The sequence below is a fragment of the Brevundimonas phoenicis genome (assembly GCF_047237745.1).
Classification (GTDB): Bacteria; Pseudomonadota; Alphaproteobacteria; order Caulobacterales; family Caulobacteraceae; genus Brevundimonas.
Window position 1 is genome coordinate 1,262,664 of the sequence record NZ_JBDFLN010000001.1, and the last position, 13,996, is coordinate 1,276,659.

General features: G+C 67.9%; 16 protein-coding genes. 5 read left to right on the plus strand and 11 right to left on the minus strand.

The window, feature by feature from the left end; all coding sequences use genetic code 11:
* Positions 1–128 precede the first annotated feature (128 nt).
* A complete protein-coding gene (rpmE, locus tag ABC419_RS06260; protein ID WP_003168899.1) occupies positions 129–353 on the minus strand; it encodes a 50S ribosomal protein L31 in 225 nt (74 codons plus the stop codon).
* A gap of 132 nt (positions 354–485) precedes the next feature.
* On the opposite strand from rpmE, the gene ABC419_RS06265 reads away from it, so the two are divergent.
* Entirely contained in the window at positions 486–2,330 is a 1,845-nt protein-coding gene (locus ABC419_RS06265; protein WP_412875986.1) for an ABC transporter transmembrane domain-containing protein, read from the plus strand.
* 28 nt (positions 2,331–2,358) lie between these two features.
* On the opposite strand, the gene ABC419_RS06270 is transcribed toward ABC419_RS06265, so the two are convergent.
* The 6 genes from ABC419_RS06270 to ABC419_RS06295 all read right to left on the minus strand — a co-directional run bounded on the left by ABC419_RS06270 (position 2,359) and on the right by ABC419_RS06295 (position 6,712).
* Positions 2,359–3,399: a glycerophosphodiester phosphodiesterase gene (locus tag ABC419_RS06270; RefSeq protein WP_412875985.1), complete on the minus strand. Its 1,041-nt coding sequence runs from the start codon at positions 3,397–3,399 to the stop codon at positions 2,359–2,361.
* A gap of 197 nt (positions 3,400–3,596) precedes the next feature.
* Positions 3,597–4,403, minus strand: coding sequence for an inositol monophosphatase family protein (locus ABC419_RS06275; RefSeq protein ID WP_200167700.1), 807 nt, complete (start codon positions 4,401–4,403; stop codon positions 3,597–3,599).
* Positions 4,404–4,539: 136 nt separating this feature from the next.
* On the minus strand, positions 4,540–5,106 hold the full coding sequence (gene efp, locus ABC419_RS06280; protein WP_368924636.1) for an elongation factor P: 567 nt from the start codon (positions 5,104–5,106) through the stop codon (positions 4,540–4,542).
* Positions 5,107–5,234: 128 nt separating this feature from the next.
* Positions 5,235–5,771, minus strand: a complete 537-nt coding sequence (locus ABC419_RS06285) for a TspO protein (RefSeq protein WP_223850832.1) — start codon at positions 5,769–5,771, stop codon at positions 5,235–5,237.
* Between the two features lie 73 nt (positions 5,772–5,844).
* Positions 5,845–6,345: a bacterioferritin gene (gene bfr / locus ABC419_RS06290; RefSeq protein ID WP_313577028.1), complete on the minus strand. Its 501-nt coding sequence runs from the start codon at positions 6,343–6,345 to the stop codon at positions 5,845–5,847.
* A 181-nt stretch (positions 6,346–6,526) separates the two neighbouring features.
* Entirely contained in the window at positions 6,527–6,712 is a 186-nt protein-coding gene (locus tag ABC419_RS06295) for a (2Fe-2S)-binding protein (RefSeq protein ID WP_003165676.1), read from the minus strand.
* A 117-nt stretch (positions 6,713–6,829) separates the two neighbouring features.
* On the opposite strand from ABC419_RS06295, the gene thiE reads away from it, so the two are divergent.
* From thiE to ABC419_RS06310, 3 genes are all read left to right on the plus strand, one after another.
* A complete protein-coding gene (gene thiE / locus ABC419_RS06300) occupies positions 6,830–7,489 on the plus strand; it encodes a thiamine phosphate synthase (RefSeq protein WP_412875984.1) in 660 nt (219 codons plus the stop codon).
* An 85-nt stretch (positions 7,490–7,574) separates the two neighbouring features.
* Entirely contained in the window at positions 7,575–9,251 is a 1,677-nt protein-coding gene (locus ABC419_RS06305) for a sensor histidine kinase (RefSeq protein ID WP_412875983.1), read from the plus strand.
* Between the two features lie 47 nt (positions 9,252–9,298).
* A complete protein-coding gene (locus tag ABC419_RS06310; protein WP_412875982.1) occupies positions 9,299–10,051 on the plus strand; it encodes a hypothetical protein in 753 nt (250 codons plus the stop codon).
* Between the two features lie 4 nt (positions 10,052–10,055).
* Here the strand turns inward: ABC419_RS06310 and ABC419_RS06315 are convergent, their stop codons facing one another.
* From ABC419_RS06315 to ABC419_RS06330, 4 genes are all read right to left on the minus strand, one after another.
* The gene (locus ABC419_RS06315; protein WP_412875981.1) at positions 10,056–10,391 is read right to left on the minus strand and encodes a VOC family protein; all 336 of its coding nucleotides are present in this window, start codon (positions 10,389–10,391) and stop codon (positions 10,056–10,058) included.
* Between the two features lie 231 nt (positions 10,392–10,622).
* Positions 10,623–11,135, minus strand: coding sequence for a serine protease inhibitor ecotin (gene eco, locus ABC419_RS06320; protein WP_200167691.1), 513 nt, complete (start codon positions 11,133–11,135; stop codon positions 10,623–10,625).
* Positions 11,136–11,185: 50 nt separating this feature from the next.
* Positions 11,186–12,376, minus strand: a complete 1,191-nt coding sequence (locus ABC419_RS06325) for a thiolase family protein (protein WP_003165666.1) — start codon at positions 12,374–12,376, stop codon at positions 11,186–11,188.
* Between the two features lie 72 nt (positions 12,377–12,448).
* Positions 12,449–13,285: an acyl-CoA thioesterase gene (locus ABC419_RS06330; protein ID WP_412875980.1), complete on the minus strand. Its 837-nt coding sequence runs from the start codon at positions 13,283–13,285 to the stop codon at positions 12,449–12,451.
* A 165-nt stretch (positions 13,286–13,450) separates the two neighbouring features.
* Here ABC419_RS06330 and ABC419_RS06335 point away from each other — a divergent pair, with 165 nt between their 5' ends.
* The gene (locus tag ABC419_RS06335; RefSeq protein ID WP_200167686.1) at positions 13,451–13,945 is read left to right on the plus strand and encodes a winged helix-turn-helix transcriptional regulator; all 495 of its coding nucleotides are present in this window, start codon (positions 13,451–13,453) and stop codon (positions 13,943–13,945) included.
* Positions 13,946–13,996: the final 51 nt, after the last annotated feature.

The window sequence follows — 13,996 nt, forward strand, 5'->3', positions numbered from 1 at the left end:
TCGGCCCGGACCCAACGTCCACGCCCCGAGTAATCGAACGCGCCCATGTTAACGGTGTTCCGGGCAACAAAAAAGCGCCGGTCCCAGGACCGGCGCTTTTGTGGCGAACTTGTCGCACCAAGCGTGGCTTACTTCTTGATGAAGCCGCCGAACTTGTTGTTGAAGCGCGAGACGCGGCCGCCGCGGTCCATCAGGTGCTGGTTACCGCCGGTCCAGGCCGGGTGAGACGTCGGATCGATGTCCAGGTTCAGCGTGGCGCCTTCCTTCCCGTAGGTCGAACGGGTCTGGTAGGTGGTGCCGTCGGTCATCACAACAGTGATGAAGTGGTAGTCGGGGTGCGTGTCCGCTTTCATCGATCTTGTCCGTCTCTGCGCGACGACGATGCCGACCGTCACTGCGCGTAAATAGAGAATCCCGCCGCAGAGCGCGACGGGAGCGAGGGGCGGCGTTTACACCGGGGGGCGTTCCGGGGCAAGAGCGCGACCATGACCCAAGCTGAACCTCAACGTCATGCCCAGCCGACCGGCCGCCCCGGCGCCGGCGCCGTTCTGGCCGAACAGATGGACGAGGCGGGCGGCAAGCGCGCCAAGAGCCGCAACATCCGACCTCTGGGACGGCTGCTGCCCTTCCTGGGGCGGCACAAGATGGACGCGGCGATCGCCACGGTCTGGCTGATCGGATCGACGGTCGCGTCGCTGGCGCTGACGGCGACGGCGCGCGGCGCCATCGACCAGGGGTTCGAGAACGGCGGCGCCAATATCGACAAGTGGTTCCTGATCCTGGGTCTCAACGCCGTGATCCTGGGGCTGGCGACGGCGCTGCGTTATTTCTACGTCACCAAGACGGGCGAGCGGATGATCGCCGATCTGCGCACGGCGCTGTTCCAGCGCATCCTGACGCTGGACCCGGTCTTCTTCGCCCATATGCGGACGGGCGAGGTGCTGTCGCGCCTGACCACGGACATCCAGTTGGTGGATACGCTGCTGACCACTTCGATTAGCTATGCGCTGCGCAACTTCCTGACCCTGATCGGCGGGGTCATCCTGCTGTTCTTCGTCAGTCCGAAGCTGACGGGCTTCGTCCTGCTGATCGTGCCGGTGCTGATCGTGCCGCTGTTCCTGTTCGGCCGGGTGGTGCGCCGCCTGACGGTGCAGTCGCAGGACACCTTCGCCGGGGCCGTGGGCTTTGCGGGCGAAAGCGTCGACGCCATTGAGACGGTGCAGGCTTTCGGTCGCGAAAAGAGCGCCATCGGCCGCTTCGGCGCGGCGGTGGAGGAGGCGTTCGGCGTCTCCCTGAAGCGGATGCGGGCGCGCGGCGTGATGACGGCCATGATCATCATGGTGATGTTCGGCGGCGTGACCCTGGTGCTGTGGCTGGGCGCTCAGGACGTGATCGCCGGGACCATGACGCCGGGCGCCCTGCTGCAGTTCGTCCTGCTGTCGGTGTTCGCGGCGGGCGCCGTCGGGGCGCTGGGCGAAAGCTGGGGCGACGTGCAGAAGGCCGCCGGGGCCATGGAGCGGATCGACGAACTGATGCGGGCGACCCCCGCCATCGCGCCGCCCGCCAGCCCGGTCGCCCTGCCTCAGCCGCCGCGCGGCGAGGTGTCGATGTCGGCGGTGGACTTCGCCTATCCGGGCCGCCCCGACCTGCCGGCGCTGAAGGGCTTCAGCCTGACCGTGCGGCCGGGCGAGACCGTGGCCCTGGTCGGGCCGTCGGGGGCGGGCAAGTCGACGGTTTTCCGCCTGCTGCTGCGCTTCTATGACCCGCAGTCGGGTCTGGTGTCGGTGGACGGCGTGGATGTGCGCGCGGCTGATCCGGTCGATGTGCGCAACCGCTTCGCCTGGGTGTCGCAGGAGGCGCCGCTGTTCTCGGGCTCGGCGCTGGAGAACATCCGCTTCGGCCGCGAGGCCGCTACGCTGGACGAAGCCCGCGCGGTCGCCGCCGAGGCGCAGGCGCTGGGCTTCATCGACGCCCTGCCGGAAGGGTTCGACACGCCTCTGGGCGAGCGCGGCAAGAGCCTGTCGGGCGGCCAGCGTCAGCGTCTGGCGATCGCGCGGGCTCTGGTGCGCGAGGCGCCGATCCTGCTGCTGGACGAGGCGACCAGCGCGCTGGACGCCGAGAACGAGCGTCTGGTTCAGGCCGCGCTGGATCAGGCGATGGAGGCGCGCACCACCCTGGTCATCGCCCACCGTCTGGCGACCGTGCTGAGGGCCGACCGCATCGTGGTGATGGACGGCGGCCAGGTGGTCGAGGAAGGCACGCACGTCGAGCTCTCGGCCAAGGGCGGGCTGTATGCGCGTCTGGCCAAGCTGCAGTTTCAGGGGACGTAAAAGCTACCCTCCCCCGGCGGGAGAGGGGTTAGCGCGCCTTGACGGCGGCGGCGGGAAAATCGCTGAACACGGCGTCGACGCCGAGGGTGTAGATCGTCTTCAGCCACCCCTCTAGATCGCCGTGGTCGGCGGGCGCTTCGCCCACGCGATACTGCGCGGGCAGGAACAGGTTCTCCGCCCGGAAGGTCCAGACCACGACCTTCAGACCCGCCGCATGGGCGTCCTTCGTCAGAGGCGACGCCTCCAACGCTCGGCCGGCATTGTCGCGCGGCACGATCATCAGATCCTGCACCCCGACCGCCTCGGCATAGCGGGCGATCTCCGCCAGACCCTGCGGCGTCGCCATCTCGGCGTAGGTCGCGCCGGGCCGGTCGGCGGGGCCGCCGCCCGCCTGCATCAGTTGCAGTAGGGGCGCGTCGATGCGCGCCTTCAACCGCTCCAGCGTCCCGACCTCGAAGCACTGGATCAGGATGGGGGCGTCGGCGCCGGTTAGGCCGTGGCGCTCCAGCGCGGCGACGAAGGCGCCCTCCATCGGCAGGCCAAGGGCGGCGAAATGGCTGGGGTGCTTCAGTTCGGGCGCGACGCCGATGACGCGGCCGGTGCGGGCGCTGGCCTCACGCGCGATCTTGACCACTTCGTCGAAGGTCAGGATCGGTTCCTGCCCGTCGAAGGCGGCTGAGGCGGGGCGCAGGGCGGGCAGGCGCTCGCGGGCGCGCAGGGTCTTCAGCTCGGCCAGGGTGAAGTCTTCGGTGAACCAGCCGGTGATGGGCACGCCGTCCACCTCGCGGGTGGTGCGGCGCGCGGCGAACTCGGGACGATCGGCGACGTCGGTGGTCTCGCCGATCTCGTTCTCGTGGCGGACGACCAGGTGGCCGTCGCGGGTCATGACCAGATCGGGCTCGATGAAGTCTGCGCCCTGGTCGATCGCCAACTCATAGGCGGCGCGGGTGTGTTCGGGCCGTTCGCCCGGGGCTCCGCGATGGGCGATGACGATGGGCTTGGCGGGGGGCGGGGACATGGCCGGTTGGCTCGACGACAGGAGGACGGCGGTCAGGATGGCGGCGATCATGGCCGAAGGGTAGGGGCCGCACGTGACAGGCGCGTGATTTCTCCCTCCCCTGTATGGGGAGGGTGGTCGTCGCTTAGCGACGAGCGGGTGGGGAGGGCGGATACGACAGAGGCGGCGCCTCTTGCGAAGCGCCGCCCCCACCCGGTTTCGCCCTTTCGGGCTCAACCACCCTCCCCATGAAGGGGAGGGAGAATGTCTTACGCATCGCGCAGGATCTTGCGCAGCTTGGCCTGTATCTCCGGGTTGCCGGCGACGATCTGCTTGCCGCTCATGGGGTCGCCGTCCTGGTCGATGGTGGTGACGACGCCGCCGGCCTCAGTGACCAGCAGGATGCCCGCCGCCACGTCCCACGGTTGCAGGTTGCGCTCGAAATAGGCGTCGTAGCGGCCCGCGGCGACCCAGGCGAAGTCCAGCGAGGCGGCGCCCAGACGGCGGATGCCCGCGACGCGCTGGCCGACGGCGTGGATGTCCTTGATGGCCTGGCCGTGGCCCGTCTTGCCGATGAAGGGCAGGCCCGTGGCGATCAGGCACTCGGCCATGTCAGCGCGTCCGGCGATGCGGATGCGGGTGTCGTTCAGGTAGCAGCCCTTGCCCTTTTCGGCCCAGAACATCTCGTTCATGACCGGGTTGTAGGTGACGCAGGCCACGATCTCGGACGTGCCGTCGGGATGCTTGCGCTCCAGGCCCACCGTGATGGCGAAGTGGGGCATGGCGTGCATGAAGTTGGTGGTGCCGTCGATCGGGTCGACGATCCAGGTGTGGGTCTTGTCGGTGCCCTCGACCATGCCGCGTTCCTCGCCCAGGAAACCGTAGCCGGGGCGGGCCTTCAGCAGCAGCTCGAACAGGGTCTGCTCGGCCTTGACGTCGGCGGCGGTGACGAAGTCGCCGGGGCCCTTGCGGGACACCTGCAGCTGGGACACCTCGCCGAAATCCCGAAGCATCGGGCGGGCGGTCTTGCGGACGGCGTCCATCATGACCTGGAGCAGGGCGGAAGCGAGGGCCATAGGCGGTTCTCCTGATCCGTCGATCCTCAAAAGCCAGCGGCCCGGATGGACGGAGAAGCAAAAGGGGCGCGGACCATCCGCGCCCCTGAAAGCAAGTCTTACAGCGCCCGGCCTTGGCCGGGAATGACGGCGTTTGTTAGTCCGCGCGGCGGACGTATTCGCCGGTCGAGGTGTCGACGATGATCTTCTCGCCCGTCGACATGAAGGGGGGGATCATGACGCGGATGCCGTTCGAGGCTTTGGCGGGCTTGTAGGACGACGAAGCGGTCTGACCCTTCACGGTCGGCTCGGTTTCGACGACTTCCAGAACGACCTGTTCCGGCAGCTCCAGACCGATCGGACGCTCTTCGTGCATCTCGATGACGACCTTCATGCCTTCCTGCAGGTAGGGGATGCGTTCGTCGCCGACCCAGCCCTTTTGCAGTTCGATCTGCTCATAGGACTCGTCGTCCATGAAGACGAGGGTCTCGCCGTTGTCGAACAGGTAGGAATAGTCGCGCTGTTCCAGCGTCACGCGCTCGACCTTGTCTTCCGAGCGGAAGCGTTCGTTCAGCTTGTTGCCGGTTTCGAGGTTCTTGGCCTCGACGTTGGCGAAGGCGCCGCCCTTGCCGGGCTTGACGTGGCTGGCCTTGGTGACGACCCACAGGCCGCCGTTGTGTTGCAGGACCATGCCGGGCTTGATGGTGTTGGCGTTGATTTTCATGAGAACCGTAGGGCTCGTTGCTGGGGGGGCGGCAGGCGCCGACCGCCAGGGCGTGGCGCGCCAAATCGCGGCGAGCCCTAGAGGATCAAGCGAAAAAGGGCAATGGCGCTGCTCGGCGACCCGCGGATTCAGGCGGCGTCGTCCAGGCCGCGTTCCGCCTGATTGGCCAGGCGCACCCCCATGCCTGTGGGGGCTGCCAGCTTGCCTGCGCCGGGATCCAGCTTGCGCGCCTCATGGGCGAAGGCGGCGGCCAGACCGGCTGAGGACATGGCGGCCAGAATCTGGGTCCAGCGTCCAGTAGGCCGCGCCGCCAGCCAGACGGCGTTGACCGCCTGGGCGACAGCCCACAGACCCATTGCAGTGTTGCGGCCGGGACGGGCGGGGGCGTTCCACACGCGCAGGGCCGACAGGGTGGTGGCCGAGAAGACGGCGGGCAGGATTAGGCTGAACGGTCCGCGCGGCCGCTCGGTGATCGGACCCTCGCGTTTTCGGGCGCCGGTCAGGCCGCGTGTCTGCGGGGGAACGGCGCGGGTCGCCACAGCCGTCGCCGCCAGGGCGAAGCCGACGGTCAGCGCGGCGCCCAGGGCGACGTGCCGCCAGTCGCGGCCTTCGGCGTTGAGAAAATCCGCTGCGTGGTCGCGGGCGGCGTCGAGGGCGTCGTCCATGCTGCTCATGCAGCCAAGAACAACCGGGCGCGGCGGACGTTCCCGCCCTCCGACGCCGCGCCCGGTCTTCGGATCAGTTCCCGGTGGCGGCGCCGTCGGTGACGATTTCCTTCATGGCCGACTGCAGATAGTTCTGCGCGCCCATCAGCTTGATCAGGCTGTGCTGGTTTTCGAGGAAGTCGACGTGCTCCTCGGTGTCGGCCAGGATCTTCATCAGCAGGTCGCGGCTGACGTAGTCGCGGGCTTCCTCGCACTGGGTGACGGCGTCGCGGGTCGTGGCGCGGCTGTCGATTTCCAGTTGCAGGTCGGCGCCCAGGCATTCGATCGGGTCTTCGCCGACCTTCAGCTTGTGCAGATCCTGCAGGTTGGGCAGGCCGTCCAGGAAGAGGATGCGCTTGATCAGCATGTCGGCGTGCTTCATCTCGCCGATCGATTCTTCGTAGATGACGTTGCCGAGATGGGTCAGACCCCAGCTCTCGAACATGCGGGCGTGCAGGAAGTACTGGTTCACCGCCGTCAGTTCGTTGGTCAGCACCGCATTGAGGGTGCGGATGATCGCGGGATCGCCCTTCATGGTCGTCGTCCTTGTTCAGCGGCGGCGAAAGCGACGTCAGCGCGACGACAGGGCCTCTCGGCCGCCCGTAAGGACTTCATAGCACGGCTGAAACGCCGTGGATTATTTGCGAGTTTTTATCACTGCATTGATAATGCGAGTGAAATCCGCTTTCAAAAAGCGGCGGCTCTTACGCTAGGCTCTACTCGGCCGCGATGGCGAAGGCGGCCTGGGTTTCCTGGATCATCTGACGCATTTCGCACACGCATTTGGCGCACTGGGGCGCGCACTGGTGGCTGGCGAAGATGTCCTTCGGACGGTTGGCGCCCGCCTCGATGGCGAGGGCGACGTCACGCTGGCGAAGACCGTTACAGTTGCAGACGTACAAGGCGGGGCACCCGGAACACTGAGAATGGCTCGCTATAGCATTTATTAAGGCGGGTGCAAATCATTCGCATGCACATGCGACATTGACGACGACGGCGACGACGGGCAGGGCTCGGCCATGGCACGTCAACCGCAAATTCCCGCCCGCCCGGCCTGCCGGCTGTACCTGATCACGCCGGTCGCCATCCCGGACCTGGAGGCCTTCGCCGCAGAGCTGGAGACCGCCCTGTCGGCCGGGGACTGCGCCGCCTTGCAGATCCGTCTGAAGGAAGCTTCGGACGAGGCGATCCGCGCCGCTGTCGCCCGGCTTAAGCCGATCTGCCAGGCGCACGACGTGGCTCTGATCCTGAATGATCGGCCGGATCTGGCGCGCGCCACGGGCTGCGACGGGGTGCATGTGGGCCAGGAGGACGCCTCCCTGGCCGAGGCGCGGCGCATCATGGGGCCGGACGCCATGATCGGCGTCACCTGCCACGACAGCCGCCACCTGGCGATGGAGGCGGCCGAGGGCGGGGCCGACTATGTCGCCTTCGGCGCCTTCTTCCCGACCGAAACCAAGGACGTGGTCCATCACGCCGAGCCAGACATCCTGACCATCTGGCAGGAGACGATGGAGGTTCCCTGCGTGGCCATCGGCGGCGTTACGGCTGAGAACGCAGCCGGTCTGGCGGCGGCGGGGGCGGACTTCGTGGCCGTCAGCGCCGGGGTCTGGGCGCATCCCGACGGCCCGGCGGCGGCGGTGCGCGCTTTCGACGAGGCGCTGCGAACCTCGTATTGATCCTAGGGTCACGCTTCAGGGGATGTTTAGGAACGCGCGCGAAGATCAGGGCCTAAGACTCTAGTTCTGGGCCGGATTGATGAGCATGAGCCGCGCGCTCCAAAGAGGAGAAGTCGCATTGGATGCGACGGGCAAGGGAGCCGCGCCGGCTGAAACCCTGGCTCCCCCGAACGCGGATTTCTTTCGCCAGCCCCTGGCGCCGATCCTGACGGCGCTGGGCGTGGCCGTGCTGGTGGTTCTTGCTGTCAGCTTCGCCCGCGCCAACGGCCTGGTCGCCGCCCTGTGGGGCGCAGGCGGCGTGGCCATGGCCGCCTGGCTGCGTGGCGGCCGCGGTCTGCAATATGACCTCGGTTTCGGCGTTCTGGTCGTGGCGGGCGTTTTCGCCGGGGAGATTCTGGCGGGTAACGGACCGTCGCTTTCGGTTTTGTTCACCCTGACCAACCTGCTGGAGATCGTTCTGGCGGTGGTGCTGACGCGCCGTCTGGTTACAGGGCTGCATGTGGATAGCGTGCAGGGGTTGGCGCGTTTCCTGACCATATGCGCGATCGCGCCCCTGCCGTCGGCTCTGATCAGCGCCGGGGCGCTGTCCAGCATGGTTGGGGAGGATTTCCTGGACGCCTTCCGTATCTGGTGGAGCGGTCACGCCCTGGGCTTCGCGGTGATCGGGGTGTTCGGCCTCAGCCTGCGCAAGGCCCATCTGAGAGTTCTGAAGCAGCCGGCGCGACTGGCCGAAGGCGTCGGCCTGGGCGTCCTGCTCGCCAGCGCCTGTTATGCGATCTTCTCACATCTGAGCCTGCCCTACGGCTTTCTTCTGCTGCCGCTGATCGTGATTGCGGCGGTGCGGTTTCGCGTGATCGGCGCCGCCTGGGCGCTACTGGTCGTGTCGGTGGTCGCCATCGGCGGCACCATGGCTGGGCACGGCCCCTATCATCAGTTCGGCGCCGAGGATCGTGCTCTTCTGGCGCAACTGCTCGTACTGCTGGGTTACATGCCGATCCTGATGGTCGCCGCCTTGCTGGAAGAACGAGACCGGTTGATGCTGAGGGCCAAGGAAGGCCGGTTGCGCGCTGAGCGCGCCTCGGCCGCCAAGTCGCGCCTGCTGGCCAATGTGGCCCATGAGATCAAGAGTCCGATCGGCGGGGTCATCGGCATCGGTGAACTTTGGGCCGGGGGGCATTTGGGCCAGACGACGGACAGCCAGGTCGAGATGGCGCAGATGCTGGTCAAGACGGCGCGGCAGGTCGAGGCGCTGACGCATGATCTGCTGGACGTGGCCCGGGCCGAAGCCGGCGCGGTGAAGGTCGATCTGAGACCGACCGACGTGCGCGGGGTGTTGGAGGACGTGCGTCGGTCCATGATCCTGTTGCCGGAAGCGGCGGGTCTGAAGATCGAGGTGGTCGCCGACGGCGACGCCCTGGTGGCGATGGCGGATTCCCAACGACTGACCCAGGTGATCGGCAATTTGGCCAACAACGCGATGAAGTACGGCGCTTCGGGCGGGCTGGTCGTCCTTCGCGCCGCCTGGATCGAGGATCGCATACGCATTGAAGTCATCGATAGGGGAGCGGGCCTGTCCGAAGAAAAGCAGGCGCAACTGTTCGAGCCGTTCAACCGTCTGGGTCTGGAACGCTCGACCGTCGAAGGGCATGGCGTCGGCTTGACCCTGGCCAAGCGTTTGGTCGAGCTTCAGGGCGGAGACATCGGGGTGATCTCAGCGGTCGGCCAGGGGGCGAACTTCTGGGTCGAATTGCCCGGAGTCTGAACGCCTTCGCTTGACCAGGCGGGGCGGGCGCAGCCAATGTCGCGGGCATGAAAGCCGCATTCGCCGTCGCTGCCCTGTCGTTGATCGTCGCGCCTGCCGCGCTGTTCGCGACCTCCGCCGCCGCCCAGCAGGATCCTGCCGAACGCGCCCGCATCGAGGAACTGACGCGCAGGCTGAACGGGGCGATGCCCGCGCCGCAGACGCCGCCGCCAACCACGCCGCAGACCGCTCGGACGCCTGCTCAAGCAGCGCCTCAGGCTGGGCCCCAGACAGCACGTCGTGCGACGCCTCCGGCTGCGGCTCAGGCTGCGTCGCAGCCGCGTTCTCAGCCAACCCCCGCCCCGCGCCCGCAACCGCCGAAGATCGCCGGTCAGGCGCCGCTCGGAACCCCTCGGCCTCAGGCGGTTCTACCCGCTCCGCCGTCCGCGCCGAATCCGCAAGGCTTGAGCGGGGCGCAGCAGGCGGCCTTGCCGTTCAGCGTCGACCTGCCGCCAGGCTTCCTGTTGATCGAGGGCCGCACGGCCCCCGGCGCCCACGTCTATTCGGCGCGCAAGGCGGGCAAGACCTATCTGATGATCTACACCGGGCCGTCGTCGCAGTTTCCCATTTATGATGGGGAGCAGGTGACGGCGGGGGGGCGCATTTCGGTCGTCGTACCGGAGGGCGCGCGCCGCATCGCCATGGAGCACCTGTTCCAGCGCGCGACTGAACCCGCCGAGATCCACGTCTGGGTGATGGCCCAGGACGGCGCCGACCGTGACGAGGCCGAGCGCATCGCCCAGACCGTGGACCCCAAATAGGGCCTTACGTCTCGGACCAGATGGCTAGTTCGTTGCCGGACGGGTCGCGGAAGTGGAAGCGCCGCCCGCCGGGGAAGGCGAAGATGGCGTGAGTGATCGCGCCGCCCGCCGCCTCGACCTTGGCCTGCATGGCCTCCAGATCGTGGGCGTAGAGGATGGGCAGGGGCTTGGGCGTCATGGCGTCGGGCGTGAACCCGCCGTCCAAGCCCTCGCTGAACGCCGTATAGGCCGGGCCGTAGTCCTGGAAGGTCCAGCCGAACGCCTGGGCGTAGAAGGCCTTGTGCGCCGTCAGGTCGGTCGCGGGCAGTTCGAGATAATCCAGCTTGCCGTCTTCGCGCATGACGAGTCTCCAGAGAAATGGCGGCGGACGCTTGCACGAAGACCGACTCTGCGCAAACCTGCAAATGGTTCGCAGATGCAGGAGTCGGCCCATGATCGTCCTGAGCGCCGGATGCGCCTCTCTGGCCTCGCTGATGCAGCGGGATGCGGACGGACGACGCGGGCCTGATACAGAACGGGCGCCGACCGAATCCGACCGACGCCCGCGTCTGATTTCAAAGAACGGCTCGGATCAGCGCGCCGTCTGGGTCTCGCCCGCGCGCCACACGCGATAGCGCACCTCGACGTCCGACGGCGTGTAGACCACCACCGGCAGGCGCGAGTTGTAGCGGATCAGCGGCTGCTCCTGGGTGGTCACGAAGGCCTCGCGTTCAGAACCGGGCGGGCAACCCATCAGGGTGCTGGCCCCGGCGCCCAGCGCGGGCAGGACATAGTAGTCGTAGCCCCAGCCTTGAGCCGTGCGGGTCTCCAGGCTGCCGCCGAAGAACTGGCGATTGCAGTCGACGGTCTTGGTCTTGCCGAGGATCAGTTCGACCTTCAGCGCGTCCTCGTCCGACTGGGCCGGCAGGTTGATGACATGGCGCGTCTGGCCCGCGGTCGCGGCCGGGAAGGCCTTGAGGTCGACGGACCCGGCCTGGGCGGTCGCGGAGTTGTTCTGGGTCATGACGCCTTCAGCCTGAGCGGTGGCGCAGGCGGTCAGGCTCAAGGCGGCGACGCCGGCGGCGAAGAGGGGAGGGAGTTTCAAGGGGGAGGTCTCCACAGTCGGTAAGCTTGACCGCCGACAACGCCACAGGCTCAGACCAGTTCCACCGCCATGGCCACGGCTTCGCCGCCGCCGATGCACAGCGAGGCCACGCCCTTCTTGCCGCCGCGCGCCTGAAGCGCCGCCAGCAGGGTGGACAGGATGCGCGCGCCCGAGGCGCCGATGGGGTGGCCCAGCGCCGTGGCGCCGCCGTTGACGTTCAGTTTGGCGCGGTCGATGCCCAGTTCCTGTTGGGCGATCATGGCGACGACGGCGAAGGCTTCGTTGACCTCCCACAGGTCCACGTCCTCCACCGACCAGCCGGCCTTCTTCAGCGCCTTCTGCATGGCCGGGACGGGGGCGGTGGTGAACAGGGCCGGCTCATGGGCGTGGGCGGCGTGGCTGACCACGCGGGCGACGATGGGCAGGCCCAGGGCCTTGGCCGTGCTTTCGCGCGTCATGACCATGGCGGCGGCGCCGTCAGAGATGGAGCTGGAGTTGGCGGCGGTGACGGCGCCGTCCTTGACGAAGGCGGGCTTCAACGTCGGGATCTTGGCCGGATCGGCCTTGCCGGGCTGTTCGTCCTCGCTGACCGTCACCGGGCCCTTGCGGGTGGCGACCTCGACCGGGACGATCTCGGCCTTGAAGGCGCCCGAAGCGATGGCGTTCTTGGCGCGGGTCAGGCTTTCGATGGCGTATTCGTCCATCGCCTCGCGGGTGAACTGATACTGGGCCGCCGCGTCCTCGGCGAAGACGCCCATGGCCTTGCCGGGGGAATAGGCGTCCTCAAGACCGTCCATCATCATGCTGTCGACGATGACGTCGTGGCCGATGCGGGCGCCGCCGCGGTGCTTGTTCATCAGATAGGGGGCGCCGGTCATCGACTCCATGCCGCCCGCGACGATGACCTCGGCCGTGCCTGCCAAGAGGGCGTCGTGCGCCATCATGGCCGACTGCAGGCCCGAGCCGCACATCTTGTTCACCGTCGTCGCCTCGACGTGCTTGCCGAGGCCCGCGCCGATGGCGGCCTGACGGGCCGGAGCCTGACCCAGGCCGGCGGGCAGGACGCAGCCCATGAAGATCTGCTCGATCTTCTCCGGCGCGACGCCCGCGCGTTCGACGGCGGCTTTCACCGCAGCGGCGCCCAGGTCGGTGGCCTTGACCGGCGACAGCGCGCCCTGGAAGCCGCCCATCGGGGTGCGGGCGAAGGAGCAGATGACGACAGGATCAGAAGCGGCGGTCATGGCGAGCGTGTCCGTAAGTGAATCGTTTCGTGGGGGATTAGGGGAGGCGAAGGCCCGCTGGCAAGCGGCGCCTCACAGCAGCTTGCGGCGCTGGCGCGCCAGGGCGAGGGGGCGGCCGTCTGCGCCCCAGGCGGTCGCCTCGTCCACCGACCAGCCCAGGCCGTGGTCCAGCAGGCGGTATTCGAAGAAGACCCAGCCGTCGGGCGCGGCGTCCGGCGTCGGATCGGCCAGGAAGTCGCAGCGCAGGTCCACCGTCGTCATCATCGGCGGCGCTTTGAAAGCCGTCCAGGCGGGCGGATAGAGGGCGTCCAGCAGGTAACACATCCGCAGTTCGTCCAGCGGCGCGCCGTCCTTCACCCGCATCCAAACCCGCTCGACGACCGGCTTGCCCTCGTTGCCGCCCAGAATGTTGGGGCCGTTCTCGAAGCGATAGTCGACGTGCTGCGAGAAGCGCGGCGCCATCGGGCCGCTGATGCCTGGCGCGTCCTTCAGGCTGTCCAGCGAGGGCGGAGGCGCTAGCAGCGGGGTCAGGGAGGCGGGCGTCGCGCCGTCGGCGCCGTAGGTGGCGCTGGCGTGGTGGGTCAGCTTCGAGCCTTGGCCGCCCTCGACCGCGGCGTAGGCGACGTTGCGGCCGCCGCGCAGCATCCGGGGCCGGAAGTGCAGGGACTGGCCGTAACGGGCGGCGGCCAGATACTGAACCGTCAGGCTGCGCAGCGGCGCCTCGATCCCCAGACCCTGGCGCATGGCCCCGGCGCACAGGGCCGCCAGCAGGCCGCCGAAAGGGAAGCCCGCCTCGGGCGGGGCGCTGATCGGGCCGTTCGAGAACTCGCCGGAAAGGTGGGCGGCCAAGGCCCCATCGTCCTCGGGCGTCAGGCGGAAGGCGGCGTGGATCAGCTCGGGTTCGGTCATGGCTCTCATCGAAAAGCGGAGGCGGAACCTGCGACGGCGCCGCCTCCGAGTTCGAGGGATGGACACGGCCGGGGAGCGGCCATGTCCGTTGCAAATAGAAACTGACTGACTCCGTCGCGATTGGCAACCCTTGTCAAAAGCCTGACGCGAGGTCACTTTCTGCTGATGGGACGCACCGCCGACTATTCGCGCCAGAGCTGCTCGGTCGCCGCCACCCTCGAGGTGATCGGCGATCCGTGGACCATGCTGGTCATCCGCGACGCCTTCAACGGCGTCAGCCGCTTCGAGCAATGGCAGGAGCGGTTGGGCGTGGCGCGCAACGTCCTGGCCGCGCGCCTGAAATCCTTGGTGCATCATGGGGTGCTGGAGCCGCGCCCCTATTCCCAGCGCCCGCCGCGCAACGAATATGTGCTGACGGCCAAGGGCAAGGATCTGTACGGCGTCCTCGTCACCCTGCACGCCTGGGGCGAGAAGCATGTTTATGGCGACGAACCGTCGGGCATCGTCCTGCGTCACAAGACCTGCGGGCACGATCTGAAGCCCCGCATCGCCTGCGGCTGCTGCAATGAGATGGTTCGCCCGCGCGAGGTGGAGGTGGTCTTCACCGAGAACCGCCCGACGGTCGGCGAGGTCATGCCGGCCAAGGACGAAGCGGCGTAAAACCCTCTGATCGATTCAACCTCCGTCAACCGTCGAAGGTTAACGGTGGGG